Source organism: Sphaerospermopsis sp. FACHB-1094 (assembly GCF_014696195.1).
GTDB lineage: Bacteria > Cyanobacteriota > Cyanobacteriia > Cyanobacteriales > Nostocaceae > Sphaerospermopsis > Sphaerospermopsis kisseleviana.
This window is the reverse complement of sequence record NZ_JACJPT010000003.1, coordinates 41,244-59,465: the sequence shown is the minus strand read 5'-3', so window position 1 is coordinate 59,465 and position 18,222 is coordinate 41,244. Positions and strand designations below refer to the sequence as shown.

20 protein-coding genes are annotated in these 18,222 nt (G+C 36.5%); 9 read left to right on the top strand and 11 right to left on the bottom strand.

Features of this window, described 5'->3' with window-relative positions:
• Window positions 1-230: 230 nt before the first annotated feature.
• From H6F47_RS01525 to ndhC, 3 genes are read right to left on the bottom strand one after another with little or no spacing between them, the layout of a single operon-like run.
• Window positions 231-743 (bottom strand): NAD(P)H-quinone oxidoreductase subunit J, encoded by a 513-nt coding sequence (locus H6F47_RS01525; RefSeq protein WP_096570977.1) that lies wholly within the window; start codon window positions 741-743, stop codon window positions 231-233.
• A complete protein-coding gene (gene ndhK / locus H6F47_RS01520; RefSeq protein WP_137668669.1) occupies window positions 736-1,470 on the bottom strand; it encodes a photosynthetic/respiratory NAD(P)H-quinone oxidoreductase subunit K in 735 nt (244 codons plus the stop codon). Before ndhK ends, H6F47_RS01525 begins: the two co-directional genes overlap by 8 nt.
• Window positions 1,461-1,823, bottom strand: coding sequence for a photosynthetic/respiratory NAD(P)H-quinone oxidoreductase subunit C (gene ndhC, locus H6F47_RS01515; RefSeq protein ID WP_096570973.1), 363 nt, complete (start codon window positions 1,821-1,823; stop codon window positions 1,461-1,463). Before ndhC ends, ndhK begins: the two co-directional genes overlap by 10 nt.
• Window positions 1,824-2,024: 201 nt before the next feature.
• Between ndhC and H6F47_RS01510 the strand changes: the two genes are divergently transcribed.
• The 6 genes from H6F47_RS01510 to H6F47_RS01485 all read left to right on the top strand — a co-directional run bounded on the left by H6F47_RS01510 (window position 2,025) and on the right by H6F47_RS01485 (window position 4,414).
• Entirely contained in the window at window positions 2,025-2,369 is a 345-nt protein-coding gene (locus H6F47_RS01510; RefSeq protein WP_096570971.1) for a rubredoxin, read from the top strand.
• Between the two features lie 220 nt (window positions 2,370-2,589).
• Window positions 2,590-3,615, top strand: a complete 1,026-nt coding sequence (locus H6F47_RS01505) for a photosynthesis system II assembly factor Ycf48 (protein WP_137668670.1) — start codon at window positions 2,590-2,592, stop codon at window positions 3,613-3,615.
• Between the two features lie 96 nt (window positions 3,616-3,711).
• The gene (gene psbE, locus H6F47_RS01500) at window positions 3,712-3,960 is read left to right on the top strand and encodes a cytochrome b559 subunit alpha (protein ID WP_096570967.1); all 249 of its coding nucleotides are present in this window, start codon (window positions 3,712-3,714) and stop codon (window positions 3,958-3,960) included.
• A gap of 9 nt (window positions 3,961-3,969) precedes the next feature.
• Complete coding sequence (gene psbF, locus H6F47_RS01495) at window positions 3,970-4,107, top strand: cytochrome b559 subunit beta (protein WP_096570965.1); 138 nt, start codon at window positions 3,970-3,972, stop codon at window positions 4,105-4,107.
• 9 nt (window positions 4,108-4,116) lie between these two features.
• Window positions 4,117-4,236, top strand: a complete 120-nt coding sequence (locus tag H6F47_RS01490; RefSeq protein WP_197704893.1) for a photosystem II reaction center protein L — start codon at window positions 4,117-4,119, stop codon at window positions 4,234-4,236.
• Window positions 4,237-4,294: 58 nt separating this feature from the next.
• Entirely contained in the window at window positions 4,295-4,414 is a 120-nt protein-coding gene (locus H6F47_RS01485) for a photosystem II reaction center protein J (RefSeq protein ID WP_013190555.1), read from the top strand.
• On the opposite strand, the gene H6F47_RS01480 is transcribed toward H6F47_RS01485, so the two are convergent.
• A complete protein-coding gene (locus H6F47_RS01480) occupies window positions 4,387-4,524 on the bottom strand; it encodes a hypothetical protein (RefSeq protein ID WP_190647405.1) in 138 nt (45 codons plus the stop codon). The two genes, H6F47_RS01485 and H6F47_RS01480, sit on opposite strands and share 28 nt — an antisense overlap.
• 160 nt (window positions 4,525-4,684) lie before the next feature.
• On the opposite strand from H6F47_RS01480, the gene H6F47_RS01475 reads away from it, so the two are divergent.
• Complete coding sequence (locus H6F47_RS01475; RefSeq protein WP_096570963.1) at window positions 4,685-5,863, top strand: MFS transporter; 1,179 nt, start codon at window positions 4,685-4,687, stop codon at window positions 5,861-5,863.
• Between the two features lie 95 nt (window positions 5,864-5,958).
• Here the strand turns inward: H6F47_RS01475 and H6F47_RS01470 are convergent, their stop codons facing one another.
• From H6F47_RS01470 to H6F47_RS01460, 3 genes are all read right to left on the bottom strand, one after another.
• A complete protein-coding gene (locus H6F47_RS01470; protein WP_242027308.1) occupies window positions 5,959-6,435 on the bottom strand; it encodes a DUF2382 domain-containing protein in 477 nt (158 codons plus the stop codon).
• A 204-nt stretch (window positions 6,436-6,639) separates the two neighbouring features.
• Window positions 6,640-7,548 (bottom strand): DUF2382 domain-containing protein, encoded by a 909-nt coding sequence (locus H6F47_RS01465; protein ID WP_137668452.1) that lies wholly within the window; start codon window positions 7,546-7,548, stop codon window positions 6,640-6,642.
• A gap of 225 nt (window positions 7,549-7,773) precedes the next feature.
• Window positions 7,774-8,598, bottom strand: a complete 825-nt coding sequence (locus H6F47_RS01460) for a DUF2382 domain-containing protein (RefSeq protein WP_137668453.1) — start codon at window positions 8,596-8,598, stop codon at window positions 7,774-7,776.
• A gap of 544 nt (window positions 8,599-9,142) precedes the next feature.
• Here H6F47_RS01460 and H6F47_RS01455 point away from each other — a divergent pair.
• Together H6F47_RS01455 and H6F47_RS01450 are read left to right on the top strand one after the other, a co-directional pair.
• The gene (locus H6F47_RS01455) at window positions 9,143-9,442 is read left to right on the top strand and encodes a hypothetical protein (protein ID WP_242027307.1); all 300 of its coding nucleotides are present in this window, start codon (window positions 9,143-9,145) and stop codon (window positions 9,440-9,442) included.
• A 311-nt stretch (window positions 9,443-9,753) separates the two neighbouring features.
• Complete coding sequence (locus H6F47_RS01450; protein WP_137668454.1) at window positions 9,754-10,530, top strand: DUF4231 domain-containing protein; 777 nt, start codon at window positions 9,754-9,756, stop codon at window positions 10,528-10,530.
• Between the two features lie 82 nt (window positions 10,531-10,612).
• Here H6F47_RS01450 and H6F47_RS01445 read toward each other — a convergent pair whose 3' ends face one another.
• From H6F47_RS01445 to H6F47_RS01430, 4 genes are all read right to left on the bottom strand, one after another.
• Window positions 10,613-13,612 carry a hybrid sensor histidine kinase/response regulator gene (locus H6F47_RS01445; RefSeq protein ID WP_190647402.1) on the bottom strand — a complete coding sequence of 1,000 codons (3,000 nt, stop codon included), beginning with the start codon at window positions 13,610-13,612 and terminating at the stop codon, window positions 10,613-10,615.
• Window positions 13,613-13,641: 29 nt separating this feature from the next.
• Complete coding sequence (locus tag H6F47_RS01440) at window positions 13,642-15,924, bottom strand: methyl-accepting chemotaxis protein (protein ID WP_190647400.1); 2,283 nt, start codon at window positions 15,922-15,924, stop codon at window positions 13,642-13,644.
• Window positions 15,925-16,002: 78 nt separating this feature from the next.
• Window positions 16,003-16,500 carry a chemotaxis protein CheW gene (locus H6F47_RS01435; RefSeq protein WP_096570950.1) on the bottom strand — a complete coding sequence of 166 codons (498 nt, stop codon included), beginning with the start codon at window positions 16,498-16,500 and terminating at the stop codon, window positions 16,003-16,005.
• A 328-nt stretch (window positions 16,501-16,828) separates the two neighbouring features.
• Window positions 16,829-17,878, bottom strand: a complete 1,050-nt coding sequence (locus tag H6F47_RS01430; protein WP_137668457.1) for a response regulator — start codon at window positions 17,876-17,878, stop codon at window positions 16,829-16,831.
• Between the last annotated feature and the right edge of the window lie 344 nt (window positions 17,879-18,222).

Here is an 18,222-nt window from a genome sequence, read left to right as displayed (position 1 = left end):
GTATACCCTTCAAAATCCTTGCATCTTTTTCTTGTTTATTAGCCTCAAACCTTCAATATATCTAGCTTTTGTCTTTATTCAGCAACCCCTACCTAAGATTATTCATAGTTTCGCTAAGTCTCTGATTAACTTAAACTCCAGTTGATAGCACCTCATGATTTTTGCTAACCCCAAAAAAAACAATACCCCTCTCCACCATTGGAAAGGGGTAAACCACAGATTAGCACTACCTAATAAGCGTCTTGCAACTCATAGAAATCAGGCGAGATGTAATCCTTACGTAAAGGCCAACCTACCCAATCTTCCGGCATCAAAATCCGCTTCAAATTAGGATGACCTTCATAGATAATCCCAAACATATCGTAGGACTCGCGCTCTTGCCAGTCAGCAGTGCGCCAAATCCAATACACTGAAGGAACAACGGGATTTTCTCTAGGCAAAAACACCTTGATCCGCACTTCTGCTGGCTTATCAGCATTATCACTCACCTTGATCAAGTGATAAACACTAACTAAATCTTGTCCTGGTCCTAAATCAATACCGCCTTGAAATTGGAGACAATTAAACCCATAAGCATACAAAGCTGTAGCGGTAGGAAGTAAAAACTCAGGTGCAACCTTAATAATTTCTACACCATTGACATCAGCTGCCAAAGATTCGTGGTCAAAACCATTTTCTGTTAACCACTGGGAAACCTGACCCGCAGGAACTATTTTAGATTCTTGAGATTCTGCATCAGCCACGCTTTTCTTCCTCCTTCTGTTTAGATGTCAACAACGCAGGTGGTACAGGCATACCAATCGCTTCTGTTAATTCCTTGGGTGGGTTGTAGCGAGTTTCTGATTGTAAATACTTACCAGTTAAAATTTCGGGAACTGGCTTCATATTGTGGGTGGTACTGTAATAGCGGTGGGTTTGTTTGATTTGACCCCGTTCTTGCATCGAATCATTAGCAATTTTCTTCCGCAATTTAATAATTGCATCAATAATCGCTTCTGGACGGGGAGGACAACCAGGTAAGTACACATCTACAGGAATCAGCTTATCAACTCCGCGTACTGCACTGGGAGAGTCAACGCTGAACATACCCCCTGTAATGGTACAAGCACCCATAGCGATTACATACTTGGGTTCGGGCATTTGTTCATAAAGACGCACCAATTGAGGAGCCATCTTCATGGTAATTGTTCCAGCAGTGATGATTAAATCGGCTTGACGGGGGCTAGAACGGGGAATTAGACCAAAACGGTCAAAGTCAAAACGAGAGCCAATTAAAGCCGCAAATTCAATAAAGCAGCAAGCTGTACCAAACAACAAAGGCCACAAACTAGAAAGCCGCGCCCAGTTGTAAAGGTCATCAACTGTCGTTAAAATCACGTTTTCTGACAGTTCTTGAGTTACCGTAGGACGCTCAATGGGGTTAATAATTCGTTCTTTGTCCTGGGTGGTTAGATTAGAATTTACGACCATTCCAATGCTCCTTTACGCCATGCGTAAACTAACGCGATTACGAGAATCGCAATAAAAATCAATGCTTCAATAAATGCCAATAGTCCTAAACGGTGGAAGGCTACCGCCCAAGGGTATAGGAAAACAGTCTCCACGTCAAAGACAACAAAGACTAAGGCAAACATATAGTAGCGAATGTTGAACTGAATCCAGGCTCCGCCAAAGGGTTCCATACCGGATTCATAGGTGGTGCGCCGTTCAGGGCTGTAGCTACTAGGTCTCAGAAGTTTGGACGCTGATAGCGCCAGGGCTGGAACTAGGCTGCAAAGGATCAAGAAGCCTAGAAGATATTCGTAACCGCTAAGGACAAACACAATAAATATCTACTGATTACTGATTATGGTGGAAATCAAGCTGTAACTTCTTTTTACATTATATCTTTCCAGGTATTTTGAAATCTGGGAAACAGACAGAGTGGAGTATTTGATTCAGTTTGAGGATTGATAGAAAAGTTTAACAATTATGTCATAATTTGTAACGTATCTTTAAGATTTCCCCTCTAGGAGAATCTAGCCATGAGTGAACAAGCTGAAGAAGCTCTTGAGACTCAGGCGTTAGACCGCTATGAGTGTCGCGCCTGCGGTTATGTATATGAACCACAGAAGGGAGACGATAAATATGATATCCCAGCGGGAACAGCGTTTGCAGAACTGCCAATCAATTGGAAGTGTCCAGTTTGCACTGCCAAGAAGGTAGCTTTTGCTAATATCGGTCCTGCGGGTACGGCATCTGGTTTCAAAGAAAACTTAGGTTATGGCTTGGGTGTAAATAAACTGACACCAGCGCAAAAGAATATCTTAATATTTGGTGCTTTAGCCCTTGGCTTCTTGTTTTTTATCAGTCTTTACGGACTACAATAATATCCCTTTTGGGGACTGGTGATTGGGGACTGGTGATTGGGGACTGGTGATTGGTGATTGGGGAAGAAAATTTTAGATTTTAGACCCCAGATTTTAGATTGGAGTTAACAAAAACAATCCAAAATCCAAAATAAAAAACTCCTGCCTCCTACCTCCTGACTCCTGACTCCTAACTCCTGACTCCTGTTCCCTTGATTCACACAAACACTAAAAAATACTGATGCAATCAATTTTCAAAAGGTGGCAAGGTATATTTGCCGCGTTAATAGTAGTCTTAGCTTGTATAGGTTGTAGCAAAGTTCCCTCTACAACTTTTAATCCTTGGGAAGTTATCAGTGTACCAACCGAGGAAAAACTGTTTGATATTGCTTTTACTGATGACCCCAATCATGGTTATTTAGTAGGCAGTAATGCCACTCTGTTGGAAACTAAAGATGGTGGTAGAACTTGGCAACGTTTAGAACTGGCTGTGGATGAGCTAAGATCCCGTTTTGACTCGGTAAGTTTTGCCGGTCAAGAAGGTTGGATCGTGGGTGAACCTTCTTTGTTGCTGCATACCAGTGATGGTGGGAAATCTTGGTCTAGCTTACCTTTGAGTCAAAAATTACCCGGTAGTCCCATTTTGGTGACTGCACTGGGTGAAGGTACAGCCGAAATGGCCACTGATGTGGGCGCGATTTATAAAACTACCGATGGTGGTCTAAACTGGAAAGCACAGGTAGAAACTGCTGTGGGTGTGGTGCGGAACTTAGAGCGATCGCCCGATGGTAAATATATTGCTGTTTCTGCGAAAGGTAGTTTTTACTCTGTTTGGGAACCAGGAATGGCAGCTTGGGAACCCCATAACCGTAATAGTTCCCGTCGTTTAGAAAATATGGGTTTTGCTGATAACGGCCAGTTGTGGTTATTAGCAAGAGGTGGTCAAGTGCAATTTAGTGATCCAGCTAAATCAGATGAATGGTTAGATGTAGAATATCCAGAGTTATCAACTAGCTGGGGTTTATTAGATTTAGCCTATCGCACACCTGATGAAATTTGGATTGGTGGTGGTAGCGGTAACTTGCTACGCAGTACCGACGGTGGCCAAACTTGGGAAAAAGACCGTGATGTGGAAGAAGTCGCTGCTAATCTGTACAAAATTGTATTTTTTAGCCCCGATCAAGGTTTTATCATCGGTGATCACGGCGTTTTGCTCAAATATAACCCCACCAATGCAGAAACAGCCAATCAAGCTGAGGCCGCTTAGGTGATAACCTTTTCTGAGAAGAAAGTTGCAACTTGTAACTGTTTCTAAACTTTGTAGGATAATAGACTCAATAGTAGTTTTTGCGAAGGTAGTTAAATGTCAGGTACCACTGGAGAGCGTCCATTTTCGGACATTGTTACCAGTATTCGTTACTGGGTAATTCACAGCATCACCATCCCAGCTTTATTTATTGCTGGTTGGTTATTTGTCAGCACTGGTCTGGCTTACGATGTTTTTGGTACACCCCGTCCTAACGAGTATTTCACTCAAGTACGTCAAGAAGTACCCATCGTTAGCAACCGTTACGAAGCTAAGAAACAAGTAGAAACATTTATCCAAAAGTAATTTGAGATCATGGCTACCGGCAATAACGTCAATCAACCTGTTACTTATCCTATTTTTACTGTCAGATGGCTGGCGGTTCACACTTTAGGCGTACCTACTGTCTTCTTTTTAGGTGCGATCGCAGCAATGCAGTTTATTCAACGTTAGGAGCAAATCATGGAAAGAACGCCTAATCCTAATCAACAACCTGTTGAACTAAACCGTACTTCTTTGTACCTGGGACTGTTATTAATTTTCGTTCTCGGTATTTTGTTCTCCAGTTACTTCTTTAACTAACTGGAATCGTCATCATTATTAACTTTCTGTTGATTTGTTGTTAAGGGAGGAGAAAACCATGTCTGGAAGTGGGAGAATTCCCCTGTGGGTTGTGGCTACAATCGCAGGGTTGGGTGTAATTACTGTTGTAGGTATTTTCTTTTATGGAGCCTACGCTGGAATCGGTTCTTCATTGTAATGACAACCTGATACGTTTTTCTGTTTAATAAGCAACATTAAATAACCGCCTGTCTCTTGAGGATGGGCGGTTTTAAGGTGACTGGGGACTGGTGACTGGTGACTGGGCAAAAATATCTATCTCCTACCTTCTGCCTCCTGCCTTCTGCCTTCTGCCTCCTGACTCCTGTAAGGGCGAAGCATTCGGGCGAACAATTATCAATTTTTGTTCCAGGTTATTTTCCGAATGCTTCGCCCCTACGACTCCTGACTCCTGAATTCTTACTTATTTATGAATCGTCATTTTTGGATCACTGCTTTAATTGTCTTTGTTAATTCCCTCAGTTTGACAATTTTAATTCCTATTATTTACCTCTATGGTAAACAATTTGAACTGAGTGATTTTCACACCAGTTTATTATTTTCTATTTACTCAATATCTCAGTTTTTCGCAACTCCAGTAATTGGTAAATTATCTGATAGATTTGGACGTAAGCCTTTATTAATTATCAGTTTAGCAGGTACTGTAATTGCTAACTTTATAGCTGGCAATGCGACAGTAGCCTGGTTGCTATTTTTTGCCAGATTTTTAGATGGTATTACAGGTGGTAATGTTTCTGTTGCTCAAGCTGTGATTTCTGATATTACCAGTCCAAAAAATCGCGCCCAAGCTTTTGGTATTTATGGGGCGGCGATGGGATTAGGGTTTGTTTTAGGACCTGCTATCAGTTTGTTGGCACAGCAGATTTCTTTAGGGACTGCGTTTTTAGCTTCTGGTGCAGTGGCGTTTATCGCTTTATTAATAACAGCTTTATTTTTACCAGAAACTCTGCAAAAACAATCTCAAAAACCTAAAAACATTTTTGATTTAGGTTTAGGAAATTTAATTAAAGGTTTAGTAATGCCAGGAGTGGGCATTTTACTATTAATTAACTTTCTGATTGGTACAACTTTTACAATGTTTACTTATGCTTTTCAACCTTACTTTATTAAAGTGCTAAATCAAAATAGTCAATCATTGACTCTTTTATTTTTAACTTTTGGTACGCTAGGCGTGATTATGCAAACTTGGGGAATTTCTATACTAAAAGAAAAATTTGATGTCGTCAAAATATTATTTTTAGGTTTGTTTTTCCGCAGTTTGTCATTTTTCTTGATGCCAATTTGGGCTAATATTAATTATTTTGTCGTAGTTGGTATATTATTTTCAATCTTCAATTCTCTGGTGCAACCGATGATTAGCACATTAATTTCTCTCAATGCTAAACCAGAAGATCAGGGAACTGCATTAGGATTGAATGCTTCTTATTTAAGTATTTCTAATGGTATTGGTCCTGTAATTGCGGGAATGATTGTACAGCAATCTCAGCCGTTAACTTATGGCTATCCTTTATATTTAGCAGGAATATTCACGTTTGTAGTTTTAGCTTTTGCAATCTATAATCGTCAAAGATATACACCAATTAATTGATAATTGATAATTGATAATTGATTGATATTTTTAATTATTAATTAATTAATTAGTTAATTAATTAATTAAAAAGGTGGGTAATACCCACCATAAAATTAAATATGAGAAGAATGAGAACAACGGTTAAACCATTCTTGATACTTTTGCTGTTGGGATTGATTTTCTACAGAAATTGTGATTTTGACTTGTTGACAACCATGATCTTTTTCTTGAGCGATCGCATTTAAAAGCAAACTAGCAATTTTTGGGGAAATAAACTCTCCACTCACCGTTAAACCTCTATCCAAACTAGAATCTTTTGATATTTCCTCATTTATTAACTCAATACCAGGAATCTCCCCGTGACTTAAATCAATTTCTGCTAATTGTTGGTGTTGTGGACTAACTTGTTCAACAATTAATTTTTCCCGTCTCACAGGAACTTGGATCATCTCAGTTTCGATTTCCTTACGAACAATCACCTCTCCTACCTTTTGTTTATTATGATCAACAAACAACCTTTCTTCCAAGAGAGGGATAATCTTTTCTTCCTTCGTGTCCTTCGTGTCTACCCTTAGGGAAATGCTTTGCATAACGTGGTTCATTAAATACAATCAATATTATTTCAATAGTTAAGATAGAAGGATTCAAAATTCAAAATCCAGATCCAGAATAAATTAAAACTTTGATTATCTTGATGTATTTGATAAAATCTTGAATCTCTTGATTCCTGATTTTACAATTATTCTAACTCCTGAATCCTGAATCCTAAATCCTGACTCCTGAATACTTACTAATTATCGTTCTTCAATCGGGAGATTAGGAGCATTCACATCTAACTCTTCCCGACGAACTGTGTCTTGAGTTTCCACAGTATCTTGCTCAACGACTTTTTTCACTCTCACTTCTTCCCGCACAAAAGCCTCTTTTCTAACTTCCGGGATTTCTTCGTGGATTTCCATGCGAGCAACTTCACCTTCATGGAAGTCAGCTTCACGGGAAGAAACTGTTCTACCAGCATTTTCAGGGGTGACACGCTCAATAACAACGTGTTCTCTTTCAACGGGTACTGATACTCGTGCAGTTTCAGTTTCTACGTGCTTACCAACAGTTACATCCCCCACTTTGCGGCGATGTTTATTAGCAATAAGCCGTTCTTGATACAGTTTTAGAGTTTGATGATCTTGCTCATTTAATCCAAATAACTCCGGTTCATGTTCGTAGCGGTAGGTATCACGGGTGTAATTGGGTGTAGTTCTGGCTGTAGAGGTTGTTGCTACTTCTCTGGAATCTACGGGCGTTGGTGATTCTACTGAACCTGATGCTTCTAGCGGTGTGGTGCGATAGTCGGGTTTACGATATACACCACGCACCCGTTCTTCATAGTCGTAATCTCCTGCTAAACGTTCGTTAAATTCAGGTAAATCTTCTGCCTGTTCTTTTGTTAAACCAAGAGCATAAACGCGATCATTATTATAGTCGATGCGAGTACGACCAATAGGTAGTAAAACTTTTTTACCAAAAATCCAGAAGCCTAAGTCAACTACTAAATAGCGAAAATGTCCATTTTCATCAACTAACGCATCATGGACTGTACCGATTTTTTCATCATTTCTTTCTGTATATACTCCTAATCCCTTAATGTCTTTGTCTTCAAAAGTAGTGCGGTACTGAGGGTCAAAATCTTCTAATTTGTAAAGAACCATTATATTTTTCCTCAACGGTTAATAGTGTTTCTGAATTTCTTACCTTCAAGAATATTAATTGATGCTGATATTTCCATCTTTCTCACGAATGAATCGCCAGAAAATCTAATTATCAAAAGTCAGATATTTGGTGGAAATGAAAAATACCCAATACCCAGATCCCGGACTTCTTGAAGAAGTCGGGGATCTAAACCCCTACTATCTCCTGATTCCTGATTCATGAATTTATACACGATTTTCATTGATATTTAATTCACCGGAAGTATCAATATCTAATTCTTCCCGGCGAATCGTGTCTTCTGCTTCCACAATATCCCGATCTACTACTTTTCTGACTCGCACCTCTTCACGAACAAATGCTTCTTTATGAATTTCTGGAGTTTCTTGATAAACATCTATATGTGCTACTTCCCCTGCTTGAAATTTGATTTCGTTGGGGTCTACTATTGTACCTATCTCTGGTGTTTGAACTCTATCAATAACAACGCGTTCTTTTTCAATAGGTACTGTCACCCGTGCAGTTTCAGTTTCAATGTGTTTACCAACTGCTACTTCTCCTGTTTTCACACGATGTTTGTTAGCAATTAGACGTTCTTCATAAAGTCTGAGAGTTTGATGATATTGCTCATTTAAACCATATAAAGTTGGTTCTTGTTCGTAGTTGTAAGTTTCCAGTTCATAAGTTATGGTACCAAGGTGAGAACGATAGATAGAGCGTACCAATTCTTCAAATGATTGATCAACAATGATGTTTTCCCGGTACTCTGGTAAGTGTTCTACTTGCTGTTTGCTCAGTCCATCGACATAGACACGCCCAGCGGGATAATTGATGCGAGCTAGTCCAATGGGTAGTAATATTTTCTTGCCAACAGTATCTAAACTTGTATCAATCACTAAATATCTAAACCTGCCATTTTCATCGACTAAAGCATCAGCAACTGCACCTACTTCTGTTCCTCCTTCGGTATAGAGATTCAAGGTTTTAATATCATCTCCACCAAAGGTTTCTCTATAGTTTGGATCAAATTCTTCTAGTTTGTAAAGAGGCATATTCTATGTCCATTTTTTTGAATATCTATTCACAACATTAGACGTAATTTGACTATTTTTCCTCTTGCTGATGACTGACTTCTAGCGATATATACTATAGTTTATATCTCATACTGGGAGGGAAATTTTAGGCAATTTTTAGTAGTGATGTTGCTGATGGAAATATAACTAATGATAGATAAAAAATTGATTGAGTAATTTTTTTCTTTCTCATTTCTCGTTCCCATACTCTGTATGGGAATGAATTCTCAAGGCTCTACCTTGATCAATATCACGAAAATGTTACAAAATAGTCAGAGACTCTTGATAGCATTCACAGTCTGAGACTGGGAACGAGGAAATATTTTGAGAAGATCAATTTTCAATTTTTAATATACCCCTACCAACTGTGTATAATTTTGCTGCCGCCAATGGTAAATTCTTCTTCACTATTATAAATAAGCGGTTTTACTGTCACCTAATAATACCCAAACATTATAAGGCAATTAGTCTAAATATTTACATTTTTTCTCTATCATCTATATCTGGCAAGAATACAGGATTTATGAAAATTACAAAACAGCAAATTTTAACAATTCATACTCTCTGTGTCTCTGCGTCTCTGCATGAGATAAATTCATATCAATACTCAACACGAAAAACTAATAATATTGAAGAAACTCCTTCCGGATCTAATGATTCATTAATCGCTAAAAATTTGCAAAAAGAACAATATATTGGTATTGCCATTTTATTAGTAGGATTAATCACTATTATCGGATTTTTTAGTCGTAGATTTGAATATGCTTTAATTTTTGCTCTGACTATCACCATGATATTAATGGTTTTCTTTCTCACAGTTTAAAAATATGTGCAATTACTTCATGAATATTTTAATTTGTTTTTTCAACCTCTTGTTGATGAAAACCGATGGAAGATTGCTGAATACTTACAAAGGTATAAATCAAATGTATGGATTTTACAAAACTTTAAATTTTTCATCAAAATATTTTTATTTTTGTTAACTAGCCGGATGACAACCTTGTATTTAATGCTACTTTGGTGTAAGATAATTAATTGTTTGCAAAATGACCTATTTTCAGGCTTTTCACTCAATTTTTAATTGAGTTAGAAAATGCTTATACATTCCATCCATTTTCTTCGCCAGGTGAAAAAATGCTCTTGTTCTTAAAGCTGATTGATTATCTATTAGCAGCTGTTTTTATCAGTGCGGCTTTCATCATTTATTTCGATTCTAGTAATCAACAGTATGTACTAGCTGGAGTTGGAGCTTTAGCTATTGCAATTTTTTTGTTTCTCCTCAACAGAAACTCAGTTAATAATGCTAGAAAAGAAGCTCAAAAAGCAGAACTAGCAAAAAAAGCTGAACTATACACCTCTTTATTACAGAATAGTAATTCCTTGGAAAACAATACCATAGTTCCTGCCAGAGCCAAAGCTTTAGAGTATTGCCAAGATTTGATTGATGATTACAAAAGCACTAGAAATTTAGCAAGAAATCTTTACTATATCCTGCAAATTTCTACTGTAATTTTGTCTGGTGTCACCCCAATTTTAGTATTGGTGGATAAGTTAGAAACCGGACAACCTTGGCTGAAATGGCTACCAGTCATTTGTCCGGCCGTAGCTTCCATTGTCGCTAGTATTGTCACCTCTTTCCCATTTCAAAAAAATTGGGTTGCAGCTAACGCAACTGTTGAATTGTTAGAAGCAGAACAAGAAAAATTTGTCTTGGGAATTACACCAGCTTACCGTTGTTATGATGTTTCTGGAGAAGCAGAACAACAACAAAGAGTAAGTCAAGCAGTCGAATTATTTATTAACCAAGTAAATAATATTCACCTGCAACAAGTTCAACAAGCAGAACAACAACAGGAGAAGAAGAAAGAAGAAGTCTCCGCTGAAGGAACTAACGAAGAAACAGGTTCTTAAGATAAACCCAAAACTGAATAACCTCTTTAATATTGAATCCTAATACTCAGATACCGGACTTCTTTAAGAAGTCCGGTAGCTTTCAATTATTATCTGTTTCTGTCATTCTAAAAATCATATCTTCTAATGTTCTCAATAAATCTTGTTCATTATAAGGTTTAGAAAAATACGCCCGCGCTCCTAACTGCATTGCTAGTTGACGATGTTTATTACTACTACGAGAAGTCAACATGGCAACGGGAATACTTTTTAAATCAACATGAGATTTTACCCGTTCTAAAAAGCTATAACCATCAAGACGGGGCATTTCAATATCACAAATTACTGCTTGCACTTTTAACCCACTTTCTAACTTTTCCCAAGCATCTTGACCATCTTTAGCTTGTTCAACCTGATACCCTCCTTTTTCCAAAGTTAAGGCTAAATAACGTCGTACATTAATGGAGTCATCGACAATTAAAATCATGCCTTTTTGATGAGTAGGTCTAGCTATGGGTTTCGGTTTTTGTGGTTTGAGAAAAGCTGTTTTTAATTTAGTGGTAGGCAATTGATTAGTTTTATGAGGACGTTGATTGTTTGTTACCCAAGATACTAATTCATTAGTATTTACTAATGGTACTACTCGACCATCACCAAGCATTGTACAGTTACTAAAACCATCAGGTAAAGGTATATTTCCTTCCACTTGACGAATTGCTACTTCTTGTTCACCCCAACAACGATCTATTTGTACAGCTATTGGTTGATGATCATGTTTGATAATTAACACACTACTAGCATTTATTCCCGTCGGACTTTCTATTTCTAAATGATGATAGTGAGAACAATTAAATTCAAAATAATTACCCAAACGCATTAAAGGTAACATGGTATCTTGCCATTTGAGAAATTCTCCACCATCCATTGAAAAAACTTGCTTATTATCTAATAAAAAGATTTCCGTAACTACATCTGTAGGAAATGCTAAAACCATGCGATGATGTGGACTGGTGGCAGTATCGCTTTCTACTAATAAAACTCTTGCAACTGAAAGAGTAAATGGCACTGATAAAGTAAAAGTTGTACCAATTCCTGCTTGTGTATCAACTTGAATATCACCCCGAACTGATTGTAAGTTATTGCGAACTACATCCATTCCCACACCACGGCCAGATAAAGCTGTCACTTTTTCAGAAGTGGTAAAACCAGGTTCAAAAATTAGTGATAATAGTTCATCTTCACTCGCAGTAGCTATTAATGTGGTATCCAAACCCATAGCTACAGCACGTTGACGAATTTTTTCTATAGAAATACCTCTACCATCATCACTGATAGTAATAATTGTGCGATCGCTGCGATGAAATCCTTTAATTTCTATCAATCCTTGTTCTGGTTTTCCTAAACTCCGACGGGTAGCAGGATCTTCAATTCCATGATCAAAAGCATTACGTAACAAGTGCATTAAAGGTTCATTCAAAGCTTCTAAAATACTACGTTCAATTAAGGTTTTCCCCCCTTCAATTTTTAATTGAACATTTTTACCATATTCAACATTTAAATCTCTAATTGCTCTGGGAAAACGTTCAACTAAATCAGATAAAGGACGCATTCGCACTTGCGTTAATTTTCTCTGGACTTGCTTAGATGTTTTATTCAACTTCCGAGCAATTTGATCTGTATCATCAATACTGAGTTGAATATCACTGGCAACTTCTGCTACCTGAACAATAGTTTCCATCACATCCTGAGAAAGCAAGTTTAATTTTTGATAGCGATTTAATGTTTCTGTTTCTCTCATCGTCTCTGCTGATGTTGATACTCCAGAATTTACATCTTCGCTAATGATTTTTTCATAAACTGCACGCACTTGTTGATTTTCTTGATGCAAAGTTTGCACTCGTTGGCCTAGTCCTAAAACCAATTTACGTAATCTTTCTAATTGGGAATTTAAACCATTACGCTGTATGATAATTTCCCCAAATAAATCATTAATTTCTTCTAATTGTTTACTAGGAACTCTAACTGTATTTTCATGAATTTCTTTATCTTTAGTAACTCCAATGATTTCGCTTTTGCGTTCAATATGTTTATAGTCTAAGGATGTATTTTCTTGAGTAAATGCTACATTGGGATCAGGAAACTCGACAGCATTGATTTCTGGGGGTAATTCTATTTCTAAATCTGCAAAATCAGGAATTACTACTTCTGCTACTAATTCTGCTACTAAGGTATTCTCTTGATTTTCTGTAGGGATATTGCTAGTATTAACCTGTGGGGGAATAGGATTAACAACTACTTCCCCTAAATCACCTAGCTCAATATTTGCTGGTATTCTATCCCGTTGATTTGTTAATACTAAAGCTTGCGATCGCCTCCATGCTTGCAATGCTAACTGAGAAATTTCCACACAGCGATCGGGATGATTTGCTAAATGTTCACGCACTGAATCACAAAGCTGAGTAAAAGCAGGTAACTCCAACATTTCACCCAAACCACCAAACTCTGTAGCCATCACTTCTACTTGTGAATATAAATCATTTGTAGAACTATTTGCTGATAAAGATTCTAAAGTTTGTTCTAAAGTTTGTTCTAAAGTTTGCAGACATTCTTCTACTTCCGTTTCAAACAGCAAAGGAATAATTTCTTGACCATCTTCTGGTGAGAGCATGGTAGTAATATCCTCTGGAGAAGGATCACCCAAACGCTCATGCAGTTCATCAAAAATCGGATAACAAAAAGTTCTTAACCATTTATCATCTAGAGATTTTCTATCTGATAATAATTCTACAATTTGCCGTAACCAATCAACTCCAGATAACAATAAACTCTGTAAATGAGTATCAATTTTTAAAGATTTTTTCCGAGTTTTTAAAACCTTAAAAGAATCTTCCAAACGATGAGCCAAATTACTCAAAACTTTAAAACCCATCATCGCCGCACCACCTTTAATAGAATGGGCAGCTCGCATAGCAGCATTAATCTTATCTACATCTAGATGTTTACTTGTATCTATTTTCAGTACGATACTTTCTAAGGTATTCAAATAATCAGTTGCTTCCTCCAAAAACTGCATTTGAATTTCTAGTTCTTTATCTGTAGTCATAGATTATTTTTCCTTATTTATTTTTTAAATTAATTGACTTTAAAAGTCTCAACCTTTTGTTCTAATTGCTGGGAAATCTCCGCAGTTTTTTGTAAAGATGTAGAAATGTGTCGGCAAGACTCGCTATTGCTTTGTGAAATAGCCAGCACATTTTTCATTAATTGGTTAATCACCTGTGATGTTTCTACTTGAGAAACTGAAGCAGTAGCAATTGACTTAACAAAAGCATCTATTTGTTGGGAAATATCTACAATTTCGCTTAAACTCTGCTTCGCATCTGCGGCAATTTGCGTACTTTGAATCACCTGATTTGTCCCCACCTCCATAGCTTTCACAACTTCATCTGTATCTCGTTTAATTTGCTCGACAATTTGCTCAATTTCTTGAGTAGCAGCCGCACTGCGTGTTGCTAATTCCCCTACCTCTTCCGCAACAACAGCAAAACCTTGACCTTCTTCTCCTGCACGTGCCGCTTCAATACCTGCATTAATCGCCAACAAATTAGTTTGAATCGCAATTTGGTTAATTAAAGACACCACGCGAGAAATTTGTTGAGAAGATTCTCCCAAATGCCTAACTTTTTTGGCAGTTTCACCCACAGTTTCTTGCAAAGATAAAATATTTTCTACTGTCAAATCCATTGCTTTTCCACTTTTGTTAGCATTGTGGTTAGCATGATTAGCAATAGCAGTAATTTCTTGAGCGCCATCTGCTAAAGCTTGGATAGAATTAGTCATTTGCTCAACAGTTGCTAAGGTGCGGTTTATTTCTTCAATTTGTGTAGTTGCTGACTCTGCTAAGTATTTGATATAGTCTTGATTTGAGCCAATATCTCTATTAATTTCACTAGCATTCTGTTTGACTTGGGTAACAATATCTCGGAGGCTTTCTAAAATAGAATTGAACACATTAGCAATAGTACCAATTTCCCCATCTTGCACCTTCGCCTGTACTTTTAAATCACCTCTAGTCGCATTTTTTACCTGACTAATTAATTGCAAAAGTTGTAAATGCAGAGTATCTTTTTGCTGCTTTTGTTCCTCAGATATAGATTCTTTGATAGATTCTTGATTCACCTGAATATAATCTTTACCATCAGCAGGTAATTCTTCAGGTAATTCGGCAATTTTCTGATCTTCCAGAGGAGTCTCAATTTTATTAGTGAGGTTTTCTACTGCTACTAATTCAGCCGAATTTTGCTTGATGATACTCTTTGCTAACCAAGCAACCAGCAATGTCATCACTAATGCTATTAATGTTGTGATATTAACAATCAGCTTGAGAAATTGTCTTTGCGGTTCAAAAGCAATTCCAGCATTTTCAGCCAGAATTAATTGCCACTTGAGATCCGGTAAACCTTCTAATTTTTTTAGCGGTGCATAACTAACCAATTGTGGCGTTTGATGAATGGTTCGCACTCCTGTAGAATTTTCCACATTTTCACTGTTCAGCAAGTCAGCTAAACCAGGATATATTACTGTAGCTTTTTGACCTAATAACTCCCTCTGAAGACTGAGAAAAAATTTCCCCTCATGATCAACTAAATAATAATCTTTGTTATTATCTACCTGATCTTTTATTGCTTCTATTAACCCTTGCATGGATATGCGTGTTCTCACTACAGCAATCACTTTTCCTGTAGCTACATCTTTCACAGGAGCAGCAATATAAATCACTACTACATTATTTTGTAATCTTTCTGGTTGACTAATAACAGGAGCATTCTTTTGTATAACATCTTGAAAATATTTCAAGTTTTGTTCCTGACTACTGGTTGCACCTTGAGATTGAATAATCACTCTTCCATTCAAGTCAAAAACCGCCAGATGATCATAACCTTGATAAGCTGTAATGAACCGATTTAATACTGTTTGTTTTTCGGCAAGAGTGGTACTTTTACTAACTTCAGCATTAGTCAAAAATGGCAAAGTTGAGAGAATTTGAATATCTCCATATCTTGCCAACAGAAACAGATTAATAATATCACCTAAACTAATTAATTTATTTTCTTGAGTTTTGATAATTTGCTTACTAATCACATTGCTACCAAAGCTATAAGCAATTATGCCAATTCCCAATACTGGCAAGGTACTGATAGCAATGGTAAAAATTAATGCTTTTGTTCTTAATTTCACTTGCTGTAAATATTTATTAATTATATTTTTCCCAAAATACTTATGAGTAGTTGTTATATGTTCCTGTTCAACAACTTCTTTAACTTCTTTTCTCTTATCTGTCATGGGCGATAATGTCTTAATAGATGCTTTTTTATTGGGATCACCAGTCTGAGCAGTGTCAGTTTTATTAAACATAAATGAATACCCCTAAATTAATACCCCTGACTCTATGTAATAATAACAACAAAAAATGATTTTTCTGAGCTTGATTAACTAATCACTGCCCCCATGAGAATAATTTACAATATTATGTGCATCTAATACCAACAATATTTCTTCTTTTTGTTCCACGCAGCCACATAAATAAGGCACTAAACTAGCCGCCACTTGTCCGACAGGAGAATGAATATCATCAGCCATCAATTTAGTCGTACCTTTAATTTCTTGCACAACTAAACCTAAAAGCTTTGATTCCACTTTGGTCACGATAATATTATACTTTCTCAGGCGATGATCTAAACCTTCTAAATTAAACATTTTTGGCAAATCAATTACCCAAATTACCCGACTACGCCAATTCATCAATCCTAATATACAGGCTGGCATATTAGGCATAGATGTTACAGCTTCAATAGGTACAATAATTGCTTCTTGGGTGTGAGCGACGGATAATACAGCTGTAGTTTGTTGATTGATTTGAAATTGAAGATAGCTATCTCCCAAAGAGTTTTGAATGGTTTGATAATACACGGTTTGTTTAGAATTGCTCATGACTGTAATTCAAATATTTGTTGGCAAAATTCTCAAAAATTTATGACTTACGCAATATTAAAATAAAAACCTGATTCTTGAGTAGGGTTAATTCATGAATTACCCCTACTTTCGTTCTGTTTTGCGTAATTACTGAACTTGAAAAGTTCTATCAGGTTCAATATTGAAAAATATTATGCATGAATAATAAGAATTTCAATATTCTTCTGACTTCTGTAAAAACTTTCCCCATCCACAAATTCTCATTCTTAGGGTGAAAGCTTTTAGTCAAGTGTGGCGTAGCCATTGGCTGATTACTGATAGCTCAATACTTACGAAAAGTATTAAATTAACCAATGTATTTAGATACCATTTTCAGCAAATCTGATCTTGTAAAAGGCTTAGTTAAATAGCCAGATGACCTGACAATTTTCGCCTTCGCTTTATCCACAAATCCGGTTCTACCAGTAACCATAATAATGGGTGTATTTTTAAATGCTGAATGCTTCCGTAATAATGAACATAGTTCATAACCATCTAAATTAGGCATTTCTACATCTAGTAAAATTAAGTCTGGTTTGCTTCTAATGATTTGCATTAAAGCTTTAATTGGATCATTAATCATGACAACAGAAAATGTTTTTTCATCTAAAAAATGTCTAATAGAATTCAGCACTGCTTGGCTATCATCAATACAGGCAATTGTATATAATTGCTCACTCAAAACAGATGGCAAATTGTTATGAAAATTCCTTTCAACAGTGGCGAATTTTGCTGATTTATCCTCTAATTCATCTTCTGTTTTTGGTGCAGATGTTGTTTGTTTTGTTAAACTGCTATTAGATAATTTTTTTGACTGAATTTGTTGACGATAACGTAACTGTTTTTGACACTGTTCTACTATTAATTGCAAATCCAGATGACAGTATTTTGGTAGTTCATTTAAGGAATTATCAGTATTAAGTTTATAGTTACCTTCTTTTAAAGAAATAAAAGACTCTAGCACTTCTTTGGACAGTTCTTCTATTAACATCCCTGCTTGTTGATGGGTAATATAATTTTGATTTACTAGCCAGCAAATCGCATGATAGTCAGCGTTTGGTATCAATTGACAGTTATTGCCATACTGATATATCAAACCCATCTGTTCATAAGTTACATTGTTAAAAGTAGGAATTTCCTGATTTAAACGTTGTAAGTGACTCTCCAGACGTTCAAATAGTTTATCTGAATAAGTAGCGTAAGTTAATTTACCTTCTTCTAAATAAATTGACCAAGAAACTAATCCAGTAAATACACTTAAACAACCTGTTACTTTCTTTGTGCTTAACTGTGCCAACAAAGACAGGGGATGTAGTTTGTTAAACAACCTGTAGCTACCTAGAGGAGTTGTCATCATTTTGCTTTAGCTAAATTAAAGACTTGTGATTTGAATTTGCATAGCAGATACATCACAATTGAAACCAAGTATAAAACATCAAAGATTTAGTAGTCATAAATACAAAGCCAGATGTTTTATTTTGTATGAACTCTCAAAAATAACAGAGTTACAGCAGATTGCAGATCAATCAGGTACAGAATCAAAAGTGAAACATAAACAGAAAGAGAGTTTTACTCCTGACTCCTGCTGTATTTAAAGATTATCAAATCTTAGTCAATTTGTAAGTTTTCCATCACTTACTGAGAGATACTGCGATAATCAAATATTTTGGGTGAATCACGCCAAACATATTCACAATCAAA